This window comes from Streptomyces indicus (assembly GCF_900100315.1).
Classification (GTDB): Bacteria; Actinomycetota; Actinomycetes; order Streptomycetales; family Streptomycetaceae; genus Streptomyces; species Streptomyces indicus.
In genome coordinates, this window is record NZ_FNFF01000005.1 from 464,941 (window position 1) to 488,560 (window position 23,620).

Annotated in this window: 21 protein-coding genes and 1 pseudogene; 8 read left to right on the forward strand and 14 right to left on the reverse strand. The window is 71.6% G+C overall.

What is annotated here, in order from left to right; all coding sequences use genetic code 11:
- Window positions 1-22: 22 nt before the first annotated feature.
- Window positions 23-1,204: an FAD-dependent monooxygenase gene (locus tag BLT97_RS16700; RefSeq protein WP_093610814.1), complete on the reverse strand. Its 1,182-nt coding sequence runs from the start codon at window positions 1,202-1,204 to the stop codon at window positions 23-25.
- A gap of 113 nt (window positions 1,205-1,317) precedes the next feature.
- Here BLT97_RS16700 and BLT97_RS16705 point away from each other — a divergent pair, with 113 nt between their 5' ends.
- A complete protein-coding gene (locus tag BLT97_RS16705; protein ID WP_093610816.1) occupies window positions 1,318-1,908 on the forward strand; it encodes a TetR/AcrR family transcriptional regulator in 591 nt (196 codons plus the stop codon).
- 154 nt (window positions 1,909-2,062) lie between these two features.
- Complete coding sequence (locus tag BLT97_RS16710; protein ID WP_245769366.1) at window positions 2,063-2,590, forward strand: hypothetical protein; 528 nt, start codon at window positions 2,063-2,065, stop codon at window positions 2,588-2,590.
- 420 nt (window positions 2,591-3,010) lie between these two features.
- Here the strand turns inward: BLT97_RS16710 and BLT97_RS16715 are convergent, their stop codons facing one another.
- From BLT97_RS16715 to BLT97_RS16745, 7 genes are all read right to left on the reverse strand, one after another.
- Window positions 3,011-3,484, reverse strand: a complete 474-nt coding sequence (locus BLT97_RS16715; RefSeq protein WP_093610818.1) for a tetratricopeptide repeat protein — start codon at window positions 3,482-3,484, stop codon at window positions 3,011-3,013.
- 144 nt (window positions 3,485-3,628) lie between these two features.
- The gene (ung, locus tag BLT97_RS16720; protein ID WP_093610949.1) at window positions 3,629-4,297 is read right to left on the reverse strand and encodes a uracil-DNA glycosylase; all 669 of its coding nucleotides are present in this window, start codon (window positions 4,295-4,297) and stop codon (window positions 3,629-3,631) included.
- A gap of 114 nt (window positions 4,298-4,411) precedes the next feature.
- Window positions 4,412-6,007 carry an ABC transporter substrate-binding protein gene (locus tag BLT97_RS16725; RefSeq protein WP_093610820.1) on the reverse strand — a complete coding sequence of 532 codons (1,596 nt, stop codon included), beginning with the start codon at window positions 6,005-6,007 and terminating at the stop codon, window positions 4,412-4,414.
- Between the two features lie 143 nt (window positions 6,008-6,150).
- Complete coding sequence (locus tag BLT97_RS16730; protein ID WP_093610822.1) at window positions 6,151-6,906, reverse strand: SDR family oxidoreductase; 756 nt, start codon at window positions 6,904-6,906, stop codon at window positions 6,151-6,153.
- A 17-nt stretch (window positions 6,907-6,923) separates the two neighbouring features.
- Entirely contained in the window at window positions 6,924-7,685 is a 762-nt protein-coding gene (gene fabG / locus BLT97_RS16735) for a 3-oxoacyl-ACP reductase FabG (RefSeq protein WP_093610824.1), read from the reverse strand.
- Between the two features lie 244 nt (window positions 7,686-7,929).
- Window positions 7,930-8,274, reverse strand: coding sequence for a DUF3037 domain-containing protein (locus BLT97_RS16740; RefSeq protein WP_245769378.1), 345 nt, complete (start codon window positions 8,272-8,274; stop codon window positions 7,930-7,932).
- Window positions 8,275-8,357: 83 nt separating this feature from the next.
- Window positions 8,358-9,155: a HipA family kinase gene (locus tag BLT97_RS16745; RefSeq protein ID WP_093610828.1), complete on the reverse strand. Its 798-nt coding sequence runs from the start codon at window positions 9,153-9,155 to the stop codon at window positions 8,358-8,360.
- A 170-nt stretch (window positions 9,156-9,325) separates the two neighbouring features.
- Here BLT97_RS16745 and BLT97_RS16750 point away from each other — a divergent pair, with 170 nt between their 5' ends.
- The 3 genes and pseudogenes from BLT97_RS16750 (at window position 9,326) to BLT97_RS16760 (ending at window position 13,319) form a co-directional block, all read left to right on the forward strand.
- A complete protein-coding gene (locus tag BLT97_RS16750) occupies window positions 9,326-11,440 on the forward strand; it encodes a catalase (protein ID WP_093610830.1) in 2,115 nt (704 codons plus the stop codon).
- Between the two features lie 72 nt (window positions 11,441-11,512).
- Window positions 11,513-12,166 (forward strand): annotated as a pseudogene (locus BLT97_RS38530) (HAD family hydrolase); the annotation flags it as partial.
- A 625-nt stretch (window positions 12,167-12,791) separates the two neighbouring features.
- Window positions 12,792-13,319, forward strand: coding sequence for a Rieske (2Fe-2S) protein (locus BLT97_RS16760; protein ID WP_093610834.1), 528 nt, complete (start codon window positions 12,792-12,794; stop codon window positions 13,317-13,319).
- Window positions 13,320-13,341: 22 nt separating this feature from the next.
- Here the strand turns inward: BLT97_RS16760 and BLT97_RS16765 are convergent, their stop codons facing one another.
- On the reverse strand, window positions 13,342-13,968 hold the full coding sequence (locus BLT97_RS16765; protein ID WP_093610836.1) for a cysteine hydrolase family protein: 627 nt from the start codon (window positions 13,966-13,968) through the stop codon (window positions 13,342-13,344).
- 207 nt (window positions 13,969-14,175) lie between these two features.
- Between BLT97_RS16765 and BLT97_RS16770 the strand changes: the two genes are divergently transcribed.
- A complete protein-coding gene (locus tag BLT97_RS16770) occupies window positions 14,176-14,646 on the forward strand; it encodes a pyridoxamine 5'-phosphate oxidase family protein (RefSeq protein ID WP_093610838.1) in 471 nt (156 codons plus the stop codon).
- 117 nt (window positions 14,647-14,763) lie between these two features.
- On the opposite strand, the gene BLT97_RS16775 is transcribed toward BLT97_RS16770, so the two are convergent.
- On the reverse strand, window positions 14,764-15,669 hold the full coding sequence (locus BLT97_RS16775; protein WP_093610840.1) for a LysR family transcriptional regulator: 906 nt from the start codon (window positions 15,667-15,669) through the stop codon (window positions 14,764-14,766).
- A 74-nt stretch (window positions 15,670-15,743) separates the two neighbouring features.
- On the opposite strand from BLT97_RS16775, the gene BLT97_RS16780 reads away from it, so the two are divergent.
- The gene (locus tag BLT97_RS16780; protein WP_176953786.1) at window positions 15,744-16,679 is read left to right on the forward strand and encodes a DMT family transporter; all 936 of its coding nucleotides are present in this window, start codon (window positions 15,744-15,746) and stop codon (window positions 16,677-16,679) included.
- A 175-nt stretch (window positions 16,680-16,854) separates the two neighbouring features.
- Here BLT97_RS16780 and BLT97_RS16785 read toward each other — a convergent pair whose 3' ends face one another.
- The gene (locus BLT97_RS16785; protein ID WP_093610844.1) at window positions 16,855-18,198 is read right to left on the reverse strand and encodes an aminotransferase class I/II-fold pyridoxal phosphate-dependent enzyme; all 1,344 of its coding nucleotides are present in this window, start codon (window positions 18,196-18,198) and stop codon (window positions 16,855-16,857) included.
- Between the two features lie 35 nt (window positions 18,199-18,233).
- Between BLT97_RS16785 and BLT97_RS16790 the strand changes: the two genes are divergently transcribed.
- Window positions 18,234-18,926, forward strand: coding sequence for a pyridoxamine 5'-phosphate oxidase family protein (locus BLT97_RS16790; protein ID WP_425442720.1), 693 nt, complete (start codon window positions 18,234-18,236; stop codon window positions 18,924-18,926).
- Window positions 18,927-18,981: 55 nt separating this feature from the next.
- Here the strand turns inward: BLT97_RS16790 and BLT97_RS16795 are convergent, their stop codons facing one another.
- From BLT97_RS16795 to BLT97_RS37530, 3 genes are all read right to left on the reverse strand, one after another.
- The gene (locus tag BLT97_RS16795) at window positions 18,982-19,956 is read right to left on the reverse strand and encodes a DMT family transporter (RefSeq protein WP_093610848.1); all 975 of its coding nucleotides are present in this window, start codon (window positions 19,954-19,956) and stop codon (window positions 18,982-18,984) included.
- A gap of 191 nt (window positions 19,957-20,147) precedes the next feature.
- Window positions 20,148-21,152 (reverse strand): EamA family transporter, encoded by a 1,005-nt coding sequence (locus BLT97_RS16800; protein ID WP_093610850.1) that lies wholly within the window; start codon window positions 21,150-21,152, stop codon window positions 20,148-20,150.
- A gap of 698 nt (window positions 21,153-21,850) precedes the next feature.
- Window positions 21,851-22,348, reverse strand: coding sequence for a hypothetical protein (locus BLT97_RS37530; protein WP_143041342.1), 498 nt, complete (start codon window positions 22,346-22,348; stop codon window positions 21,851-21,853).
- Window positions 22,349-23,620 lie beyond the last annotated feature (1,272 nt).

The window sequence follows — 23,620 nt, forward strand, 5'->3', positions numbered from 1 at the left end:
AGCCGTCGGCACCCCGGTCCGGCTAGCGGCTCCGGTCAGCATACGTGGACTGCGGCGGGCGCCAGTCGGCGATGGTCTCGAAGCTCCTGAGCAGCAGGTTCGGGCCCAGCCGGGAGACCGTGGCGATCAGCGCGTCGCGCGCCGCGACCAGCGGGGCGCTGCGGACCATTTCGAGCCGTGCGGTCCGGGCGGCCTGGCGCACGATGGCGGTGGTGCGCGGCAGCCGGTCCCTGGTGTACGCGGTCAGGTCGAGGGCCGGGGCGGCGGCGTCGCCCGCGTGGTGGGCGAGCACGATCGCGTCCTCGACGGCCTGGTTGCCGCCCTGGCCGAGCATCGGCACCATGGCGTGCGCGGCGTCGCCCACGAGCGCGACCCGGCCGCGGTGGTACGCGGGCAGCGGGGTCGCCATGTGGTGGACGTCGTGGCGCAGCACCTGGTCGTCACGGGCGGCCGCGAGGACGGCCGGGACCGGGTGGTGCCAGTCGGCGAACAGGCGGTGCAGGAGGGCCAGTTCACCGCCGGGTGCGTGCTCGCCCTGCGGGGCGCGGGCGGCTGCGTACGCGTAGGTGCGGCCGCCGGTGAGCGGCTGGGTGCCCCAGATCCGGCCCCGGCCCCAGGTCTCGTGCGGTGCGAAGGGCTCTTCGGGCGTGGGCACGACCATGCGCCAGGTCGTGCAGCCCGCGTACGCGGGTCCGGGGTGGTCGGGGAAGAGCACCCCGCGCACGCCCGAGCGGACGCCGTCGGCGCCGACCACGAGCTCGGCCTCGTACGTGCCCTCGTCCGTGGTCACGATGGCCGGCCGGTCCGGGCCCCCGGCCTCGCGCAGCCGCGCCGTGCTCGCGGTGCGCAGGACGCCTTCGGGCAGCGCGGACACCAGGACGTCGACGAGGTCGGCCCGGTGCACGGCGACCAGCGAGCCGTCGAATTTGTCCGCGACCTCCGACACGTCGGTGCGCGCCAGCCAGCGTCCGCCGGGCGCGCGCATGCCGCCCTCGCCCTGCCAGACGCCCAGCGCGCGGACCCGGTCGCCCAGGCCGATGACGTCGAGGGCGCGCTGGGAGTTGGGCGAGAGCCCGATCCCCGCGCCGACCGGCTCCAGCGTGGCGGCGCGCTCCAGGACCGTGACGGTCCAGCCGCGCCGGTGGAGGGCGATGGCGGCGGTCAGGCCGCCGATACCGCCGCCGACGACCAGGGCTCGGGACATGGGAACTCCTCGGTCCGGCCGGGAAGCTCCCCGCGGGATCACCCGGCACTACAGCTGTAGTCCGTATGCCACGACCGTACTACACGTGTAGTTGCGCCGGATAGGGTGGCCTCATGGCGACTGCACGCACCACCGGCGCTTCGCGCGCGGAACTCATCGGCGACACGGCCCTGCGCCTACTCGCCGAGCGCGGCATGCGGGGGCTGACGCACCGCGCCGTGGACGAGGCGGCGGGACTGCCGCAGGGCTCGACCTCCAATCAGGCGCGGACGCGTCTCGCCCTGCTCGAAGCGGCGGTACGGCGGCTCGCGGAGCGCGAGGCCGAGGTGCTCGCCCCCGAGGAGATGCCGGTGCCCGGGGCGGAGTCCGTCGCAGCGGGGCTCGCACTCGCCCTGCACCGCTACCTGACGCGACACCCCCGACTGATGGTCGCGCGCTACGAGTTGGCCCTCGAAGCCACGCGCAGGCCCGAGCTTCGCGCGTTCTACGACGAGGCGGGCCGGCGCTTCCGTGAGCCGGTCACCGCGCTGCTGCGTGCGGCCGGTTCGGCCGACCCCGAACGGCACACCCTCTCGCTCGTGGCCTGGTGCGAGGGCGTGATGTTCTCGTGCGCGGCGGGCTCGTTCCACACGTCGGTGCCGACGCAGGAGGAATTGACGCTGGGCATGGACGAGTTGCTGGCCGGGATGCTCGGCGGGCGGTGAGGCAACGGCTGCGGCAGCCGCCCGGGCAGGCACGTCAGCCCTGTCCGCGCCGCGCCCGCACACACCGGACTCTGCCCCCGCCCGGCTCACCCATGTGGGGCAACCTGCGCAGATCCGCTCCCCAAAGCGGCCCGGAACCAGCAGAGTTGCGCGAGTGCATCGAACGACCCGAGCCGCGCTGCTCCTCTCCCTCACGGTCACGGCCGTCTCCGGCTGTGTGGCGGTCCGCGCGCCCGCGGCGCCGCCCCCCACGCCGACCGGTCCCGCTTCGGCCCCGGCCGCGAAGGGCCGTGCGCAGCCGCAGATCGTGCAGGCCCCGGCCCATGAGGCGCTCCAGCGCATCCATGACCGGGAGAGGGAGGCGGCGCGGGAGCCCGGCCGTTCGGGAGCGACCGTGTCGGGTACGGGGGTGTCCGGGCCCGGTGGTGCCCGTACCGGCGGGGAAGGCGGCCGAACCGGCCCCGACACCGCGCGGCCACCTGCCGACCAGCCTGAATCCGTACGGGGATCCGCGGCGCGACCCGGCAGCGGGCCGACTGCCGACCGCCCTCGCGCGAAGCCACCGCAGCCCACACTCCCCGACGCCCCCTCGTCCACGGACGTGTGCGCACTGGGCGAGCAGTACGGCGGCTGGCCCGCGGACAGCCCGCAGGCCCTGATCTGCCGCGGCACGTACGGCTAGCCGGCGCGACGACCGACACGAAGGCCGGGGACCGTGGCGGGCCCCGGCGACACGATGAGACCGCAGGGGCGACCCCGGCGGGACCAGGCACCGCGACCCGAGGCCCGTAGATCTCACGCGGCACGTACGGCTAGCCGGCGTGGGCGACCGACACGAAGCCCGGGTCGGGGGCGGACCCCGGCGACACGATGAGACCGCGGGGGCAACCCGGCGGCACCAGGCACCGCGAGCCGAGGCTCCGTACCGGGACGGGAACCGGCGTTGCGAGGCGACGCGGCAGACGGGGGCGGAACCCGACGTGAGGCGGCGGGTGGGCGTCGCCTGCCGGCCCCGGTGTGAGATGGCGACCGGGCGCTTGAGCCCTGCGCGAGACAGCAGTCGCGCGTCACCGGCGGGGCCCGGGTCCCGACCGACGGGCGTCTAGTCCCCCAACTCCCGCCCCAACCGCTCCACCGCGGCCCGGATCCCGTCCCCGTACGAATCGTCGCCGAGCGCGCCCAGCGACTTGCGCGCCGAGCGCAGATGTCCTCGCGCCTCCTCCTCGCGGCCGAGCTTCTTGTAGTCGGCCGCCAGGTTGAGGTGCAGCGAGGGGTAGAAGCCGCGCACGGCGAGGCCCTGGTGGTGGCTGTCGACGCGCTCGTCGGTGAGGCTGTCCGCCGCCGTCAGGGCCCGCAGGTCCCAGGACAGCTCGTCCGCCGGATCGTCCTGGGTGTCCGCCATGTAGTGCGCGATCGTGCAGCGGTGCAGCGGATCGCCGTCCTCGCCGACCTCCAGCCACAGCTCGAGCAGGCGCTTGCGGGCCTCCTCGCGGTCCCCGCCGTGGTGCAGCATGACGGCCTGGCCGGCGCGTGCCATGACCGGGTCGGCCGTCGTTTGCTCCTGGTGGTCGGCCACAGGGTCCTCCGTACTCGTATGACGATCAACTGCCACCGACGCTATCCGCCGACACTGACAATCCACGTCTCACGAGAGCGCGGCTCGCCGGGAGCCTTCACCGGGCGGCGGGCACAAGCACAGGCGCCCGCCGCCCGCCCCGCCTCAGCCGAGGTTCGGGATCGTCCAGTCGATCGGCGTGTGGCCCTGCGCCTCGACCGCCTTGTCGATCTGCGTGAACGGCTGCGAGCCGAAGAACTTCTTGGCGGACAGGGGCGAGGGATGCGCACCCTTGACCACCGCATGCCGCGATTCGTCGATCAGCGGCAGCTTCTTCTGCGCATAGTTGCCCCACAGCACGAACACCGCCGGGTCCGGGCGCGAGGCCACCGCGCGGATCACCGCGTCCGTGAACTTCTCCCAGCCCTTGCCCTTGTGCGAGTTGGCCTCACCGGCGCGGACCGTCAGGACCGCGTTGAGCAGCAGCACGCCCTGCTGGGCCCACGGCATCAGATACCCGTTGTCCGGGATCGGGGTGCCGAGCTCGGCCTGCATCTCCTTGTAGATGTTGCGCAGCGAGGGCGGGGTCTTCACGCCCGGGCGCACCGAGAAGCACAGGCCGTGGCCCTGGCCCTCGCCGTGGTACGGGTCCTGGCCGAGGATCAGCACCTTCACCTGGTCGTACGGCGTGGCGTCCAGGGCCGCGAAGACCTCCTCGCGCGGCGGGTACACCGGCCCCCTGGCGCGCTCCTCCTCGACGAACTCGACGAGCTCCTTGAAGTACGGCTTGTCGAGCTCGTCACCGAGCACGTCCCTCCACGACGGGGGGAGCATGGCGGCGTAGGCCTGGTCGGACACGTCAACAACCTCCGGTGTGCGGTCACTTGCGAGTACCCAAGAACCTACCGGCGACCACTGACAACGCCCACGCCGCCCGCGACCGCGGACCTACCAGCTCGTCTTCCGCTCCAGCACCCACATCATCATGATCGTCGACGGGTCGAGCGCCAGTTCACCGCCGGCGATCTCCTCGCTCGCGGCGATGTACTGCTTGCCCTGCCACAGCGGCAGCAGACGCGCGTCGTCCACCAGGATGTCCTGGGCCCGTTCGAAGGCCTCGTCCACCGCGCCCCGGTCGCTCTCGCGCCGCGACTCCGGCAGGAGCTTGTCGGTGATCTCCGGCGACGGGTACGGCGTGCCGAGTGCGTTCCGCTCGCCGACGAAGGGCGCGACGAAGTTGTCCGGGTCCGGGAAGTCGGGGAACCAGCCGCGGCCGAAGACCGGGTACTCGCCGTTCTTGTAGCCCTGCTCGTAGGACTTCCAGGGGCGGCTCTTGAGCGTCACCTGGAACAGTCCGGACTTCTCCAGCTGCCGCTTGATCTCCTCGAACTCCGGCTTGGTGCCCGAGCCGTAGCGGTCGGTCGTGTACCAGAGGGTCAGGGGCACCTTCTGGAAGATGCCCGCCTCGTTCAGAATCCGCTTGGCCTTCGCGGCGTCGGGCTTGCCGAAGGAGTCGAAGAAGCCGGCCGTGTGCCCCGTGACGCCCTTGGGCACCATCGAGTACAGCGGCTCCACCGTGCCCTCGTACACGTCGTGGCTGATCGCCGAGCGGTCGATGACCTGCGCCACCGCCTTGCGTACGGCGGGATTGCGCGTCCACTTGTCCTTCTCGGTGAAGACCAGGTAGCGGATCTCCATGCCCGCGCCCTCGACCAGTTGCAGCCCCTTGGAGGCCTGCTGCGCGTCGAGGTCGACGATGTCCGTGGCGGACAGGCCGCGGAAGGTGAGGTCGATCCGCTTGGCCTTGAGTGCGTCCACCATCGCGGCCGAGTCCTGGAAGTACTTGATGGTGACGGCCCGGTTCTTGCGCTTGGCCGGGCCCTCGTAGTGCGGGTTCTCAGCGAGCACGGCCTCGACCGGCTGCCCGTTGCCGTTCACCTGGTACGACTCGATGAGGTACGGGCCCGAGCCGGTGATGGTCCGGCCCTCGCGCAGCTTGTCCGCCGGGTACTCGTCCGGGTCGACGATGGACATGGCGGGGGTGGCGAGCACGAACGGGAAGGTGGCGTCCGACTTCGTGAGGTGGAAGATCACCTCCTTCTCGCCGCGGGTCTCCACCCGGTCCAGGCTGCCGAGCAGCGGCTCGGGGCCGCCCTTGACGGCGATCTTGCGGATGCGGTCGATGGAGTGCTTCACGGCGGCCGCGTCCATCGCGCCGCCGTCGGAGAACTTCATGCCGTCGCGCAGCTCGCAGCGGTACGTGCGGTTGTCCTCGTCCGTGAACCGGCAGTTTTCCGCCGCGTCCGGCTCGGGTGCCGCGGCCCCGCTGGGGAAGCTCACCAGCGTCTGGTAGACGTTCCGGTACAGCTCCCAGGAGCCGTCCCAGGCGGCCGCCGGGTCCAAAGTGGTGGGCGCACTCGTCGTTCCCACGACGATCGCCTTCTCGTCCTCGGCATCGCCGGAGGACATCATTCCGCATCCCGCCACCAGGGATATGGATGCCATGGCCGCAGCCGTACGCAGACTCAAGGCCCGGTTGAACACGTGCACGCTCCTCGCTCGGACATGCCAGAGTCGGGCGACCATACCGCAGTGCCCCGCCGTTCCAACCCGGGGGAACGGCGGGGCACTTGAAGGCGATTCCGGTTATCCGCGTACGTCACTTACGCGGTGTCGCGGCGGGTTCGTCAGGCGACGCCCGCATTGAGAAAGATTCCGCCATCGACGACGAGCGTCTGACCGGTCACCCAGTCCGACTGCTCGGACGTCAGGAAGGCGGCAGCCCCGCCGATGTCCGAGGGCACGCCGAGCCGGCCCAGCGGGTACGCCGCCGCGGCCTCCTCCTCGCGCCCCTCGTAGAGGGCCTGGGCGAACTTGGTCTTGACGACCGCGGGCGCGATCGCGTTGACCCGCACCTGCGGCGAGAACTCGTGCGCGAGCTGCACCGTCAGGTTGATCATCGCGGCCTTGCTCATGCCGTACGCGCCGATGAACGGCGAAGGCGCGAGGCCCGCCACGGAGGCGATGTTCACGATCGCACCGCCGTGCTCGGACTGCCAGGCCTTCCACGTCTGCTGCGCGAAGCCGAGCGCCGAGATCACGTTGGTCTCGTAGACCTTGCGCGCGACATTGAGGTCGAGCTCCGCGATGGGCCCGAACACCGGGTTCGTACCGGCGTTGTTGACGAGGAAGTCCACCCGCCCGTACGCCTCCATGACCCGGGCCACGGCCTCGGCCTGGTGGGCCTCGTCGGCCGCCTTGCCCGCCACGTACATCGCGCGGTCGGTGCCGAGCCGCTCGACGGCCTCCTTGAGGGCGTCCTCGCCGCGGCCGGTGATGCACACCCGGTCGCCGCGGGCCACGAGCGCCTCGGCGACGCCGTATCCGATGCCGCGGCTGCCGCCCGTGACGAGCGCGACCTTTCCGCTGTCCTGCACTGTCATGTCCGTTGTCCTCAGCGCTAGTCGAGCGGCCCGCCGGCCACGTACAGAACCTGTCCGGAGACGAAGCCGGCGGCCTCGCCCGTGAAGAAGGCGATGGTGTTGGCGATGTCGTCGGGGTTGCCCACGCGCTGCACCGGGATCATGCTGGCGGCCGCGTTCTGGAAGTCCTCGAAGCCCATGCCGACGCGCTCGGCGGTGGCCTTGGTCATCTCGGTGACGATGAAGCCGGGGGCGACGGCGTTGGCGGTGATGCCGAACTTGCCGAGCTCCTTGGCGAGCGTCTTGGTGAAGCCCTGGAGACCGGCCTTGGCGGCCGAGTAGTTGGCCTGGCCACGGTTGCCGAGGGCGGAGGAGCTCGACAGGTTCACGACGCGGCCGAAGCCCGCGTCGACCATGTGCTTCTGGCAGGCCTTCGTCATCAGGAAGGCACCGCGCAGGTGCACGTTCATGACGGTGTCCCAGTCGAGGGCGCTCATCTTGAACAGCAGGTTGTCGCGCAGGACGCCGGCGTTGTTGACGAGAATCGTCGGGGCGCCCAGCTCCTCGGCGATCCGGGCGACGGCGGCCTCGACCTGCGCCTCGTCGGCGACGTCGCAACCGACGGCGATGGCCTTGCCACCTGCCTTGGTGATCGTCTCGACGGTGTCCTTGCAGGCCGCCTCGTCGAGGTCGATCACGGCCACAGCGCGGCCCTCGGCCGCCAGGCGTACGGCGGTCGCCGCGCCAATGCCTCGTGCGGCGCCGGTGACTACGGCGACGCGCTGCTCGGTGCTGGACATGCTGGTTCTCCTCGCCCTCGGGGGTGCGGCTCTCCTGCGTCTGCTGCGACGGACCGCCCGGTGCGCCACGTACCGACGTGACCAGGACGTCACGTACCGACGCGAACGAGATGAGCGACCGCTTAGTACCTTCAGCAGACGAGACGCTAGAAGCCCTGACACCCGGTGTCAACGGCCCACCGCGTGCCAGGGCTTCAGATCACATCGCCGCGCCGGCGTCCGCGAGGCCGCGCAGGCGCACCGCTCAGCGCACCAGCAGGTCGAGCAGCCGCCGCACCTCGGCCTCGGGGTCGGCGGTGAGTCCGGTGTGCACGGGGCCCGGCTGGACGACGGTCGAGCGCGGCGCGATCAGCCACCGGAAGCGCTGTCCGGGGTTGTCCTGCGCCGCCTGGCCCGCGGCGTCGCAGACCTCCTCGACGGCCCGCAGCGCGGCCCGTACGCCCGGCACGTCGGCCTGCGGGTCCAGGGCCCGCAGGCGGTCCTCGTCGAGGTGCGTACGGGCCGCGACGTACGACTTGGCGCGGCAGTAGACCACGACCCCGGCGTTGATCTGCTCGCCGCGCTCGATCCGCGGCACCACCCGCAGCAGCGCGTACTCGAAGACATCGCGCCCTGCGGTGCCTTGCTCCGCGACACCGGAGGCCCCGCTCTGCTGTGTGACGTCCTGTCCGCTCACCGTGGCTCCCTCCAGCCGGCCGTCCCGGTCCGCCCGGCCGGAGCGCCGACCGTGATGCGCTCCGCCAGTCCTCGTGCGCGCCCGAGCAGGGTGCTCGCGTAGGCGCGGCGTACGTCGTCGGGGCCCTCGAAGCCGGGCTCGTCGGCCAGCCACGCCTCCGGCACCTCGGCGGCGCACTCCATGAGGAGGTCCTCGGTGACCTGGGGGGCGAGCTCCGCCGCCGCGCCCTTCACATCAGGCCCGAAGGGCGCGAGGGCGTGGTCCGCGGCGTCGTAGGGCTTGGCGGCCGAGGCCTCGGCGCCGCGCCAGTTGTGATGCCAGATCATCGAGGCTCCGTGGTCGATCAGCCACAGGTCCCCGCGCCACACCAGCATGTTGGGGTTGCGCCAGGACCGGTCCACGTTGTTGATCAGCGCGTCGAACCAGACCACACGCCCGGCCTCCTCGGCCGTCACCCCGTACGCGAGCGGATCGAAGCCGATCGCGCCGGACAGGAACTCCATGCCGAGGTTGAGCCCGCCGCTGGACTTCAGCAGGCCCTGCACCTCCTGGTCGGGCTCCCCGAGACCGATCACCGGATCGAGTGCGATCCCCACGAGGCCTGGCACCCGGAACCCGAGCCGCCGCGCCAGCTGCCCGCAGATCACCTCGGCGACCAGCGTCTTGCGGCCCTGTCCGGCGCCCGAGAACTTCATGACGTACAGCCCGAGATCGTCGGCCTCGACGAGTCCGGGGAGCGATCCGCCTTCCCGCAGAGGCGTGACGTAGCGGGTCGCTGAGACTTCCGTGAGCATCGCGCCAGGCTATCCAACGCACGGGGTGTCGCGATCAGCCGTGCAGCGCGTCGGAGGTGCTCAGCCGGTGCAGGGCGTCGGAGGTGATCCGCCGCGCGGTGCGTCGGAGGTGATCCGCGGGGTACCCGGCGCGGACGACCGACCGCGGCAACCCCCACGAGGACCACGCCATGACGGACGACCTCCACGGCCAGGACGCCAAGCAGCGCCAGCGCGAGCGGTTCCGTGCCCAGGACCCCGCGTCCGGGCCGCTCACCACCGACCAGGGCGTACGCGTCGACCACACCGACGACTCGCTGTCGGCGGGCGAGCGCGGGCCGACCCTGCTCGAGGACTTCCACTTCCGCGAGAAGCTGACCCGTTTCGACCATGAGCGGATCCCCGAGCGGGTCGTGCACGCGCGGGGCGCCGGAGCGTACGGGTTCTTCGAGCCGTACGAGTCCTGCGCCGAGTTCACCCGGGCCGCCTTCCTTCAGGACCCCTCGGTGCGCACCCCGGTCTTCGTACGGTTCTCGACCGTGCAGGGCCCGCGCGGCTCGGCCGACACCGTGCGGGACGTGCGCGGCTTCGCCACCAAGTTCTATACGAGCGAGGGCAATTACGACCTCGTCGGGAACAACTTCCCGGTGTTCTTCATCCAGGACGGCATCAAGTTCCCCGACTTCGTGCACGCGGTGAAGCCCGAGCCGCACAACGACATCCCGACCGGCGCCTCCGCCCACGACACCCTGTGGGACTTCGTGTCCCTCCAGCCCGAGACGCTGCACACGATCATGTGGCTGATGTCGGACCGGGCCATCCCGCGCAGCTACCGGATGATGCAGGGCTTCGGGGTGCACACGTTCCGCTTCGTGAACGCCGAGGGGCGCGGCACCTTCGTGAAGTTCCACTGGAAGCCGAAGCTGGGCGTGCACTCGCTGGTGTGGGACGAGGCCCAGGAGTGCCAGGGCCGCGACCCGGACTTCAACCGGCGCGACCTGTGGGACGCCATCGCCTCCGGCGCGTATCCGGAGTACGAGCTCGGTGTCCAACTGGTCCCGGAGGAGGACGAGTTCAACTTCGACTTCGACCTGCTCGACCCCACGAAGATCATCCCCGAGGAGCAGGTGCCGGTCCGGCCCGTCGGCCGCATGGTGCTCGACCGCAACCCCGACAACTTCTTCGCCGAGACGGAGCAGGTCGCCTTCCACACCGCCAACGTGGTGCCGGGCATCGACTTCACCAACGATCCGCTGCTCCAGGCCCGCAACTTCTCGTATCTGGACACGCAGCTGCTGCGCCTGGGCGGCCCCAACTTCGCGCAGATCCCGGTCAACCGGCCGCTGGCGCCCGTCCGTACGAACCAGCGCGACGGCTTCCACCAGGACGAGATCCATACGGGCACGAACTACTCGCCCAACTCGCTGGGCGGCGGCTGCCCGGCCGTCGCGGGCGGCGCCCCTTCCGCTTACCGGCATCACGCCGAGCGCGTGGACGGCGCGAAGATCCGGGCGCGCAGCGCGAGCTTCCAGGACCACTACAGCCAGGCGGCCCTCTTCTGGAACAGCATGGCCGACTGGGAGAAGGAGCACATCGTCGCCGCGTTCCGCTTCGAGCTCGGCAAGGTCGGCGCCATGGCGGTACGGGAGCGCACGGTCAGCGAACTCAACCACGTGGACCGCGAGTTGGCGCTCGCCGTGGCCCGGGGCATCGGTGTACCCGCCCCCGCCGAGCTGCACGCGGGCGCCTACAAGCAGGCCTCGCCCGCTCTGAGCCTGGAGAACCAGCGCGGAGAGCCCTCCCTCGCGACCCGGCAGGTGGCGGTGCTCGTGGCGGACGGGGTGGACGCGGACCAGGTGGCATCGGTGCGTGACGCGCTGACCGCGCAGGGTGCGGTGGTCGAAGCGCTGGCGGCCACGGACGGCACGGTCGAGGGCAGCGACGGTGCGCACTACACGGTGGACCGGGCCCTGCCCACCGTCGCGTCGGTCCTCTACGACGCGGTGCTCGTGCCGGGCAGGCCCCAGGCCACGGCGGAGGAGCTGGGTGATCCGGACGTCATACGGTTCGTGCGCGACGCCTACCGGCACGGCAAGCCGATCGGGGCGGTCGGCTCCGGGGTGGGCGTGCTGTCCTGTCTGCGCGCCGACGGTTTGCGTATCGCCCACGGGGTGGGGAACGTGGTGAGTGACCACGGTGTGGTGACCGAGACCACCCCGGGCCCGGCGGGCGACGGCTTCCGGACCGCCTTCGCCGAGGCGATCGCGGCGCACCGGCACTGGGGGCGTCCGGCGGCGGACTGCTGAGCTCCGGTCTCCGGTCCCCGCCTCCGCCCCGCCCCGTCCGGCGGACCCGACCTCACAGCGAGGATGAGCACCATGGCGCGCGCCGCACTCTTCGACGTGGACGGCACCCTCGTCGACACCAACTACCTGCACACGACGGCCTGGGCGGAGGCCCTGCGCCAGTCCGGCCGACACGTCCCGATGACGGACGTGCACCGGGCGATCGGGCTCGCGTCCGACGACCTCATCGAACACCTCATCGGGAAAGCGCCCGACAAGGACACGAAGGAGCAGCTGAGCGCGGCGCACAAGGCGCTCTACGCCCCGCACTTCGAGCGGCTGCACGCCTTCGACGGCGCGGCCCGGCTGCTGCGCACCCTCGCCGGGCAGGGCTGGACGGTCATCCTGGTCACCTCGGCCTCCGGCGGGGAGCTTCAGGCCCTGCGGCGCGCGATCGACGCCGACGAGGTGATCGAGGACACCGCGTCGGCGGAGGACGTGGCCGAGGGCAAGCCCGCACCCGATCCGGTGCACAAGGCCTTGGAGTCGGCCGGCATCCCCGCGGAACGGGCCGTCTTCGTCGGCGACTCCGTGTGGGACATGCGCGCGGCGCGCCGCGCGGGCCTGGCCTGCGTGGGCGTCCTGTCGGGCGGCATCGCGCGCGCCGACCTCGAAGAGGCGGGCGCGGCGGCGGTGTACCGGGACACGGCGGAGCTGCTCGACCGCCTGGAGCAGAGCCCCTTCGCGGACGTACGAGAGGAGCGGGCTGTGAACGAGCAGGAGGAGCGGACCATGAACGAGCAGGAGGAGCCGGCCGGCGAGGGCCGGGAGCAGCAGGCCGTGGGTGACCGCGGCAAGCAGGGCGTCGGCGACCGCGAGAACACCGCTGAGGGCGGAGGCGCGGGGGCCGGCTGGGACGCGGCCTCGTCGCGTGAACACCAGGTCCCCGGCGGCGAGTTGCCCGAGGGGCCGGGCGATCAGAGCGACGCCGTGCCGCGGGACCTCCCCGACCAGCAGGCCCGCGAGGACGACCCGTGGGACCTGCGCGAGCCCGGCACGGACGAGTCCGCTGAGGAGGGCGGCGCGGAGGAGGACGTGCCGGATCTCGACGAATCCGGTACGGGCCGCCGCGGGGCGCCGCGCCAAGGGGGCGCGCACCCCGAGCACCCGGTCCCGGACGAGCCCTCCGGCTGAGCCGGGCCCTCGACCCACCGCACGAGCACCACACGACGCACCCGCCCGGGCGAAGATTTCGGTGCGGTTTTGAACAACTTCCCGAACGCGGCCGTACGAGAGGACAGGATTCCATTACGGGCCGAGCTCCGGCCCATGCGCCTCAGCCGGCGCAGGACCGTCAAGGGGAGTCATCCGTATGACCGTTACGCAGGAGCCCAAGGACCTCGTGGAGTCCGCGGAGCCGGAGCCCGCGACGCAGGGGTGCCCCTGTCCGTCACGGCGCGCCGTCGTCTCGGCCGTGGGGGTCGCGGGCCTGGCCGTGGCCCTCACGGCCTGCGGCGGGTCCGACGACGGCGGCGGCACGGACGCGGGCCAGGACCCGACGGGCGGGGCCTCCGAGCAGCCGGAGGAAGGCGCTTCGGGCGGCGGGGGCGGCGGCGAGGAGCTCGCCAAGACCTCCGACATCCCCGAGGGCGGGGGCGCGGTCTTCAAGGACCAGGGCGTCGTGGTCGTCCAGCCGGCGGCGGGCCAGTTCAAGGCGTACTCCTCGAAGTGCACCCACGCCGGTTGCGCCGTGAAGGACGTGGCCGGCGGGACCATCAACTGCGTATGCCACGGTTCCAAGTTCAGCATCGAGGACGGCAGCGTGAAGGGCGGCCCGGCCTCGAAGCCGCTGCCCGCCGCGCAGATCACGGTGGACGGGGACTCCATCAAGCTGGGCTGACCCCGGCCTCACTGACTCTTCGCTACCCCTTCCACGCCGCAAGGATCTCGTCGGTCGTGGTGACCGACGAGACCAGCGCGAGGGTGTTGCGGACCATCAGGGGGATGTATTCGGCGGGGACGCCCGCTATCGCGTCCTGCGGCACCACCACGCGATAGCCCAGGTTCACCGCGTCGAAGACGGTGTTGGGGATCGCGACGTTCGCCGACACCCCCGTGACGATGAGCGTGCGGCAGCCGAGGTTGCGCAGGAGCGGGTCCACGTCCGTGCCGGCCATCGGCGACAGGCCGTGCAGCCGACGCACCACGAAGTCCTCCTCGGCGACCTCGATGGGCGGTGCGATCCGTACCGCCCGGGTGCCGGAGGTCTGCAGGACCGGGAGGCGCGTGACCGCCTTGAAGAGCCGGGCGTTGTGGTTCGCGCCGCGCCCGTCGGGCCGCCGCTCGGCCACCGCGTGCATGACCTGGACCGAGACCAGGTGGGCCGCGTGCACCAGCCGCGCGACGTTGTTCAGGGCGCCCGAGGCGCGGGCCTGCGCGGCCAGTTCGGGAAAGGCGCTCTCCTCGCCCACCACGCCCTGCTGGCACTCGCTCGTGAGCAGTACGGTGGTGGCCGGATCCAGCAGTTCGGCGAGCGTTTCCCTGGCCATCGAACCTCCTGACGCAGCGTCGGCCGACCCGCGGCGCAAGGGCCGGGGGAAGTGGGCGCGAGGGTAACCCCCATTGCATACGGGCGGAAGACACCCCATGATTTTCTGACGCACAGTCAGGAGTCCTGCCGCCGCAGGAGATACGCCGGTACGCGGGCGTAGATCTGCGCACGGACCGTCGAGCTGCAATCCCGAAGGGGAACACGGATGACCGTCACACAACGCAGGGGCCGGCGCATCATGATGACGCGCGAGGAGCTGGACGCCTTCCTCGCCGAGCAGCGCACCTGCCGGGTCGCCACCGTCTCCGCGGACGGCACCCCGCACGCCAGCACCCTGTGGTTCGCCTGGGACGGCACCTCGCTGTGGCTGTACTCCATCACCCGCAGCAAGCGCTGGGCCGATCTGCGCGGCGACCAGCGCATCGCGGTCGTGGTGGACGCCGGTGAGGCCTACGGGGAGCTGCGCGGGGTGGAGCTGGCGGGCCGCGTCGAGTTCGTCGGCGAGTCACCGCGGGTCGGGGACCCGTGCCCCGAACTGGAGGAGATCGAGAAGCAGTTCGCGGCCAAGAACTTCGGCATGGACGCAATGCCGCACGACGGCCGGCACGCGTGGGTGCGGCTGACTCCGGACACCATCGCGTCCTGGGACTTCCGCAAGCTGACGGAGCTGCGTTAGAGCCTCGGGCAACCGGCGCCGCCCGGGCCGCCCGACCACCCGCGCTGCTCAGCCTGCCCGGGCCGCCGGGGCGTACGCCGCCGTCACGGCCCGCCGCGCACGACCCCCCACGCGCCGTCACGCCGTCGCCGACTCCCCCGCCACGCGCAGCGCGTCGACCGCCGCCCTGATCGAGGGCCGGCGGTCGGCGTCGGTGCGCCACACCGCGTACACATGGCGGGCGATCTTCTGCCGCAGCGGCACCACCCGCACCCCGGAGGGGACCTGCCCGCGCCCGAGCCGCGGTGTGACGCACACGCCCAACCCCGCGCCCACCATGGCCAGTTGGGTCGCATGCTCCTCGGCCTGGTGGGCGATACGCGGCTCGACGCTCTTGGAACGCAGCGTGTAGACCAGCCAGTCCTGGCAGAACGCGCCCTCGGGCCAGCAGATCCAGTCCTCGTCGGCGAGCTCCTCCAGGGCGAGCTCGGCGCGGTCGGCGAGCCGATGTCCCGCCGGGAGCACCACGTCCGCGCGGTCGTCGAGCAGCGAGGCCTTCGCGAGGCCCTCGGGCATGGGCAGCGGCTTGTTGTACCAGTCGAGCACGACGGCCACATCGAGGTCGCCGCGCACCACCGCGCGCACCCCGTCGGCCGGTTCGAGCTCCTGCGAGCGCAGCGCGAGTCCGGGGTGGGCGGTCCGCAGGGCGGTGAAGGCGGCCGGGAACAGTCCGCGCGCGGCGGTCGGAAAGGCACCGATGCGCAGCTCCCCGACGACCTGGCCGCGATGGGCCTCCAGATCGGACTGCGCAAACTCGACCTGCGAGAGGATCCGCGCGGCGTGCTCGGCGAGCAGCACCCCCGCGTCCGTCAACCGCACCCCGCGCCCGTTCTTGGCGATGAGCTGCTGGCCGATCTCCCGCTCCAGCTTCGTGAGCTGCTGCGAGACCGCGGAGGTCGTCACATGCAGGCCGGCGGCCGCACCGCTCACGGAGCCGTGCCGGGCCAGGGCGTCCAGGGTGCGCAGGCGTTCCAGGTTCAACATGTAAGCAATGCTAAGGCGTCCGTGGCAGGAAATCTCTCTTGTGCTACGAGATCGTTGCGGGCCATCGTGGACGCATGGCCACCGTCTCCCCTCCTCGCGGCCGCGCGTTCGCCGCACCGTCCGGCGCCGCGCGCCGCACCCTCGACTGGCGTCTGCGTTTCGCCGTGCTCTCCCTGATCTGGGGCTTCAGCTTCCTGCTCATCAAGGTCGGCACGGAGGGCTATGCGCCGTTCCAAGTGACCTTCGGGCGCCTCCTGTTCGGCACACTGGTGCTCGCCGCGGCGATGCTCGTACGGCGCGCGGGTCTTCCCCGCGGGTGGCGCACCTGGGGGCACCTGACCGTGGCGGCGTTCTTCCTCAACGCCCTGCCGTTCTCGCTCTTCGCCTACTCGGAGCTGACGATCCCGTCGACGCTCGCCGGCATCTGCAACGCGACCTCGCCACTGTGGGGCATGGCCCTGTCGATGGTGGCGCTCTCCGAGGACCGTCCGACCCGGCGCCGTGTGGCGGGCCTCGGCCTCGGATTCATCGGGGTGCTCACGGTCCTGGGCGCCTGGCAGGGGTTCCACGGGATCGACGCGGCGGGCACCGCGATGGCCCTGGGCGCCTCGCTGAGCTATCCGGTCGGCTGGATCTACGTGCGCCGCACGCTGGCGGACCGCAGCGAGTCCCACCTGTCCCTGACGGGCGCGCAGCTGCTGCTCGCCACCGTCCAACTCGCCTTCGTCACCCCGCTGTTCACCTCCCTGCCCGGCAGCTGGCCCGTCCTGCCCCTGCTGGCCGTCGTCGCCCTCGGCGCGCTCGGCACCGGCCTCGCGGTGCTGATGCAGTACGGGCTTGTGGCGGAGGTCGGCCCGACCACGGCCCAGATGGTCACGTACTTCATCCCCGTGATCGCCACGGCGGCAGGCGTGGCCCTGCTCGGCGAGTCGCTGACGTGGTCGACCCCGGTGGGCGCGGTGATCGTGCTGGCGGGGGCGGCGTTGACGCAGTCGCGGGCGAAGGGCTGAGCCCGAGGTCGGGTGCCGGTCGGTAGGCGCCGAGGTGGGCATCGACGACTGACCCCGGGCCGCACCAGGCCAAGGGCTGAGACCGGCGGCTGAGCAGTCACAGCCGAAGCCCGGCGACCGAGCAGCGACGGCCGAAGGTCGGCCACCGACAGCCGCGCACCGGCCCGCCCAAGCCCTACGTCGCAAGCGTCCGGCCGGCGCTCCCCCGCCCACCCGTCACGGCGTACGCCACCGCCTCGGCCAGCGGCTCGATGTCCGCCTCGGTGAGCGGTGACACGGTGATACGGATGCCGGGCGCGGCCGCGATCCGGAACCGGGCCCCGGGCGCCACCGCCCACCCGGACTGCAACAGCCGCGTCACCGCGCCCGTTTCGTCGGGCACCGGCACCCACACGTTCAGACCGCTGCGCCCGGTCGCCTCGACGCCGCGCCGCCGCAGCGCGTCCACCAAGGCGTCGCGGCGCCGCGCATAGGTGCCGGCCACCTCCTTCGGCACCACCGCGCCCGAGGTCCACAGTTCGACCACGGCACGCTGCACGATCCTGCTCACCCACCCCGGCCCGAGCCGCTGCCGGCCGAGCACCCGGTCCACGGTGACCTCGTCGCCGGTCAGGACGGCGAGCCGCAGGTCGGGCCCGTACGCCTTGGCCACCGAACGCACCAGCGCCCAGCTGCCGTTGCCCATGGACAGGGGGTACAGGGGCAGGTCGACGATGCCGTGGCCGTGGTCGTCCTCGATGAGGAGGGCGGAGGGGTGTGCGGCGAGTACGGCGCGCAGTTCACGCGCACGGCCGGCGGTGATCGCCGCGCCGGTCGGGTTCTGCGCGCGTGCGGTCACGATCACCGCCCGGGCTCCCTCGCGCAGTGCCTGTTCCAACGCCTCCGGTACCGGGCCTTCCTCGTCCACGGCCACCGGAACGGGCCGCATACCGAGTGCGGGGACCAGGTCGAGCAGCGCACCCCACCCCGGGTCCTCCACCGCCACCGCGTCACCCGGCCGCAGCCGCGCGACCAGGACCCGCTCGATGGCGTCGAGGGATCCCGAGGTGACACCCACCGGCCCGGCCGGAACCCCGTCGGCGTCGAAGGCCTCGCGGGCGAGCGCGCTCAACCGCGTGTCGATCGCGGCCTCCCCGTACATCACCGGCTGCCGGTCGCTCGCCCCCGCGGCCACGGCGAAGGCGGCGGCGAGCGGGGGCAGCAGCGCGGTGTCGGGATTGCCGAGCGAGACGTCCCGTACGCCTTCGGGCGCCTCCACCCTGATCTCGTCGCGCGCCGTGCTCGCCGGCCGCGAGCGGACCCGGCTGCCCCGCCGGCCCGCGGTCTCGATCACTCCACGCTCGCGCAGTGTCCGGTATGCGGACGCCACCGTGTTCGGATTGACGCCGAGCTCCTGCGCCAACTCCCGCATGGGCGGCAGCAGTTGACCCGGCTGGAGCTCCCCGCGGCCCACCGCACCCTCGACGCTGGCAGCAATCTCTGCTGCGCGCCGGCCTTCGATCCGATATCCTCCTAGCACAAACCAGATTATGCACTAGTGCAATGGAGATTGCAATGAGCGTTGCGCCGGACACCACGGAGCCGACCACCACCCAGGGCTCTTACGCACCGACGGAGCGCACGGTCCCCACCCGCTCCAAGGAACGGGCGCGCTACGACCGCGAGTTGGTGCACTCGATACTCGACGAGACCTACCTCTGCCACATGGGCTTCGTCCGCGACGGCGCCCCGGTGGTGCTGCCCACGCTGTACGCGCGCGTCGGCGAGCGGCTGTACGTGCACGGCTCGACCGGCTCGCGCCCGTTGCGCATGGCCGGCCAGACCGACCCGGGCCTGCCGGTCTGCCTCACGGTGACCCACGTGGACGGCCTGGTGCTTGCCCGCTCGGCCTTCCACCACTCGATCAACTACCGCTCCGTACTGGTGCACGGCACCGCCCACCAGGTCACCGACCTCGACGAGAAGCGCATGGCGCTGGACGCCCTGGTCGACGCCGTGGTGGACGGCCGGGCCGCCGACTCCCGCCCGGGCGACCGGAAGGAGCTTGCGGCCACCGCCGTGCTCCGCATCGACCTCGCGGAGGTCTCCGCGAAGATCCGCACCGGCGGCCCGAACGACGACCCCGAGGACATGGCGCTGCCCCACTGGGCGGGCGTGGTGCCGGCGGCCCGCTCGTACGGCGCGCCCATCCCGGCGGACGATCTGACGCCGGGCATCGAACTGCCGGAGTACCTGCGCGGGTTGTGAGCACGCGGGCGAGGGGCCGCACCGATACCGGTGCGGCCCCTCGCCCTGTACGGCGTCAGGAACGCGGTTGCGTGCTTGCCGCGCTCCGCGTCTCCGCCACGGCCAGCCCCGCAAGGGCGAGCAGCATCAGGAACGTGCCCGCCACCGTGGACACCGTGAGGTGCTCACCGAAGGCGAGGACCGCGAGGATCGCGGCGCTGACCGGTTCGAGCAGCATGATCACCGACACGGTGGCCGAGCGGACCGCGGCGGCGCCCGCGAAGTACAGCGCGTAGGCGAGCGCGGTCGGCACGGCGGCCACGTACAGCATCAGGAGCAGGACCCGGCCGAGGTGGTCGGTGTGCGGCAGGAGGCCCTCGAAGGCGGCGAACGGCAGCAGGCAGACCGCCGCGACACCGAAGGTCCACACCGTCGTGGTGCGGGTGTCGGCGCCCGACCCGTCGCGGCCCCACCAGCGCGTGAGCAGGGTCATCACCGCGTATCCCGCCGCCGACACGACCGCGAGCAGGACCCCCGCGGGCCTGACCTCACCCGGACCGCCCTCTCCCTCGCCGAGGACGAGGACGACGAGTCCGGTCAGCGCTCCGACGACGGCGGCCGCCCCGCCGAGGCCGAGCCGTTCGCCGAGCAGCAGCCGCGCCCCGAGCGCGATCAGTACAGGACCCGCGCCCAGCGTGACCACGGTGCCCACGGCCAGGCCGGTGGCCTCCACGGCCGCGAAGTACGCGGTCTGGAAGACAGCGAGCGCAACACCGAGCGCGACCATCCGGCCGCGGGCCCTCAACTTCGCGCGACCGGACGGGATTTCGGACGTCCGGGCCCGCGCACGGCCCCGCCTGCCGAACAGACCCGCGCCGAGGAGCAGCACGAGTCCGCCGGCGCAGCGCCAGAACGACAGGGCGATGGGCCGCAGTTCACTGGCCTCGAACACCAGCAGGGCGGCGGCGCCGGCGGTGCCCCAGGCGACTCCGGCGACGATCAGATAGAGCAGGCCGCGCCCGACGGACAGGGCGGGGGTGCCAGGGGCCACGACGGCACCCTGGGAGGAAACAGCATTCGACACGAGGCTCTCCGCGAAGGACAGACGAGTAGGACTGTCGTCTGCGGGCAGCCGTCATCGGCCCGGGAACTCCCCGAGCGGATACGGTGGATGGTCCGGCTGCCCGCGCCTAGGCGGCAGGGGGCGGAAGGACGAGCGCGCGTGCGTGCATGATCACCACCCTACGCGTCGGCCCGGCTCGGGGACAATGCCGTTTCGTCCTGCGCGATACCGCTCGCCACGGGGTCGGGCACGGCTTTCACCGGGGTCGCGGACTGCGCGATGAAGGCGCCGACCAGCACCACCGCGCCGCCGACGATCTGCGGGGCGGAGAGGTGCTCGCCGAGCATGATCCAGGCGAGCACGGTGGCGACCACCGCTTCGAGGCAGGCCACGACACCGGCGACCTGCGGCGAGAGCCGCCGCACTGACACCACACCGGTGCCGTACGCGAGCACCGTGGCGAGCAGGACGATCCAGCCGAGCAGCCACAACCCGTACACTGACGAGCCGTTCATGTCCACGGAGCTCGTGAGCACCGACCAGTCCATCGACCAGGGGCGCGCGATCACGGTGATCACCGCGGCGCCGATCAGCAGGCCGTACGCGATGACGCCGAGCGGGTCCGGCGCCTCCTCGCCCGAGTCGCTGCCGTGGTCGCCGAGGATGAAGTAGCCGGCCTGGCAGACCGCGGCGCCGAGCCCGAGCAGCACGCCGATGGCGTCAAAGCTGAGTCCGGCCCAGACCTCGACCACACACGCCAGACCGCCGACCGCGAGGACCACGCCGACGGCGGCGGCCCGCGTGACGTGGCGGCGCTGCACGAAGCGGATCCAGCAGAGCACGAGGGCAGGGCCCAGATACTCGATCAGCAGGGCCACGCCCACCGGGATTCGGGAGATCGCCGCGAAGTAGCAGGCCTGCACGCCCGCGACGGCGAACAGGCCGAAGCCGGCGAGCAACGCGGGCCGCTGCACCAGCAGCCGGCGGTGTTTCCAGGCCAGCGGCAGCATCACGAGCGCCGCTCCCGCCACCCGCAGCCAGACCACGTGCAGCGGGTCCAGACCCGCCACGATCAGCGGCTTCGCCGCCACGCCGGAGCCGCCGAAGGCCAGCGCCGACACCAGAGCGAGCGTCAGTCCGACGCTTCTGCCCCGGTCCCCTTGAATCCCCTTGGACGTAGACACGCGGACATGATGACAGGCCTCGTCATGAGCGTACTCAACAAGGGGTTGGCACTAAGACTTCTCCAGCTGTGTGCTAGCGGCGGCGCGCTGGAGGGTGCGCTGGGTCGACGTCCTGGCGGTCAAGAAGCAGGTCGCCGCGTGTGCCGACACCCTCGGTCTCGTATTGGTCGACGTCTCGTCAGCGGTGTCATCACCATGACACTCGCCGGATGACTCTGCCGCAGTAGCGGCAGCCACACGCTGTGACGGTCGTCTGCGCAGTGCCGCCTTAGCGGAAAACAAGGCGCATAAACGGCATCCCGAACATGGGCGATGAACCTCGCAGAGAGTGTGAGAGTGGCCAGCGATAAGGCCAAGACGCCGTCGGCTCGCGGTCCTTCGTATTCAGGAACTGACGGTGCAGGACGGCGAGCTGGCCGATCTCCGCATCGATGAGGCGGCAGCGCGAGCACTTGGTCGGATCCAGGACTCCGTGTTCGCACGGCTCGTTGTAGCCGGCCCTGAACGCTTCCTCCGGAGTGCGGCAGACAGACCCACTGGCCGCCGTCACTGCATGTCCCCTATGCGTCCCGGAGCGCCACGCCAATCCGCCCACGGACTCCGCAAGCCCCAAGACGTACGACGGGAGGTCGTTGGTGCGGCGATCAAGCGCCTGCCGGCGTTTTCGCCTTCTCCTCGTCTCCCGCTCCCGCCGAACATCACCGCAGTCGGCCCTTTGTTGAAGGAAGCGGTCGCAGAAACACGAGCAAGTCGGCGTGCGTCCGCGGCGGCACGGCGAACAGAGCGATCCGGTCCAGCTGCGTCAGACCGGCGTCCCGAGCGGTGTCAGTCACGCCTTCCCTCAGGTTCCTTGCGCCAAGGTCGTCGCCGCGACAGTGCGTGATGAAGACCAGTAGTCCGGCGACGTCCAGGAGCTCGCCCCAAGGGATGTCGGCGATCCACCCGGGGCGGTCTTCGTCGACGTAGGCAATCACGGTGTTGAACCGCTCGGGCGCGATTTTCAGGAACTCGGTGTCAATGACACCGGTCTGATGAGGTTCGACCTTCGGACTGTGCGGACTCGGTGGCGGTCCGGGGACGGACCGCGGCAGATCCGGCGCTGAGCGCGGGAGGGGCGGAGTGGACGGCACGGTGTTCACCTCGCGCAGTTCCATGGTCCGGCCGAGTCGCTCGGCGGACGCGGCCGCGGCCTTCAAGGCGGCGAGGTGGTTTGGGGGCGGTCTCGGCGGGAGTCGACGCGAGGACGAGGAATCGCTTATGCGTGTGGGCGTAGTGGTCGATGACGTCGACCACGGTGTGCGTCAGCCAGGTCGTGTCTTCGGGTGAATCGGGTCGGTCGGCCGGTGACATGCCGGGCTCCTCTCACGCGAGGTGTTCTCTCGCTCAAGAGGCCGGAATCGTGAGCCGAATTCGACATGGCCGGCGCACTCGGCGGCACGACGCCCGCAAGTGCCGCCGTCGTGTGGGTCTGTGACGTACTAAAGCGGCAGGTCATCAGCCCAAGCCGGCGCGCCCTTCCCGGTGCGGGATATCTGTCGTACGGACGGTTCGCGCTTGGGCTACTGTGCGCCAAGACAGCGAAGCTACGGGCCGGCCCATGCTCGCCGTGGTTGTCCGTTGTCGAGAGGTCGCTCTGCTAGCGCCCCATCGCATCGCGCGCGAGGAGAGGCGTGCTGCCGTCATGGTTGGAGATCACGCGGCTCGCAGGCTAGGACTCGAGCAGCGCCTGCCCTTGGACGTGGCCCGGGAGTGCTTCGCCTGGCTCGTCGTAGGACCCGACCCGCTGGCGCTGGACTGCCAAGGGCTGGTCGGGCTCCCCAACGGCCCCGTACCGCTCAATGAGTTGCGGTCGTACTTGCTTCGGGGCGGGTGTCCGCGGGACACCCGGGATGCGGTCTGGGTCCTGCTGGTACGGCGTGCTCGCGCCCAGGGGGCGACCTGGACGTTGGCGTGTACGGGGATGGCATTGCCGGCTCTGTTCAAGGTCGCGCGGTGGCTGGTGGCGCGGTATCCGGGGGATCCGTTCGATATGCACGCCGAGGTGCTGTCCGGATTCCTCGCAGGGCTGCGCACGGTGGACGTCGAACGGCCGCATGTGTTCGTACGGCTGCGCTGGGCGGCCTACCGGCGCGGGTACGCCGCGTTGGTCGAGGGTCTTCCAGGTGCGAGGCAAGCACCTCACGGAGGAGCCGGGCTCGTCCGTGAGCGTCGAGATCGAGTTTCAACGTCTCATCGAGGCCAACATGGAGACGGCGCTATCCAGTGCTGTGCGGGGAAGTCGTAGAACGCCAGCAACTCGTCGACGTCTTCGGTGATCTTCTTGACGGCCTTGGGCCACTTCGCGCCCGGCTGGGCCGACCTCGGCAGAGCGTCGAGGTGTTGGCAATCTTGTGAACCCAGCTAGGGGGCATCGTCCACGACACGAGGATCTGGACGCACCTCACCGCCCTGTTACTGTCAGCGTCGCT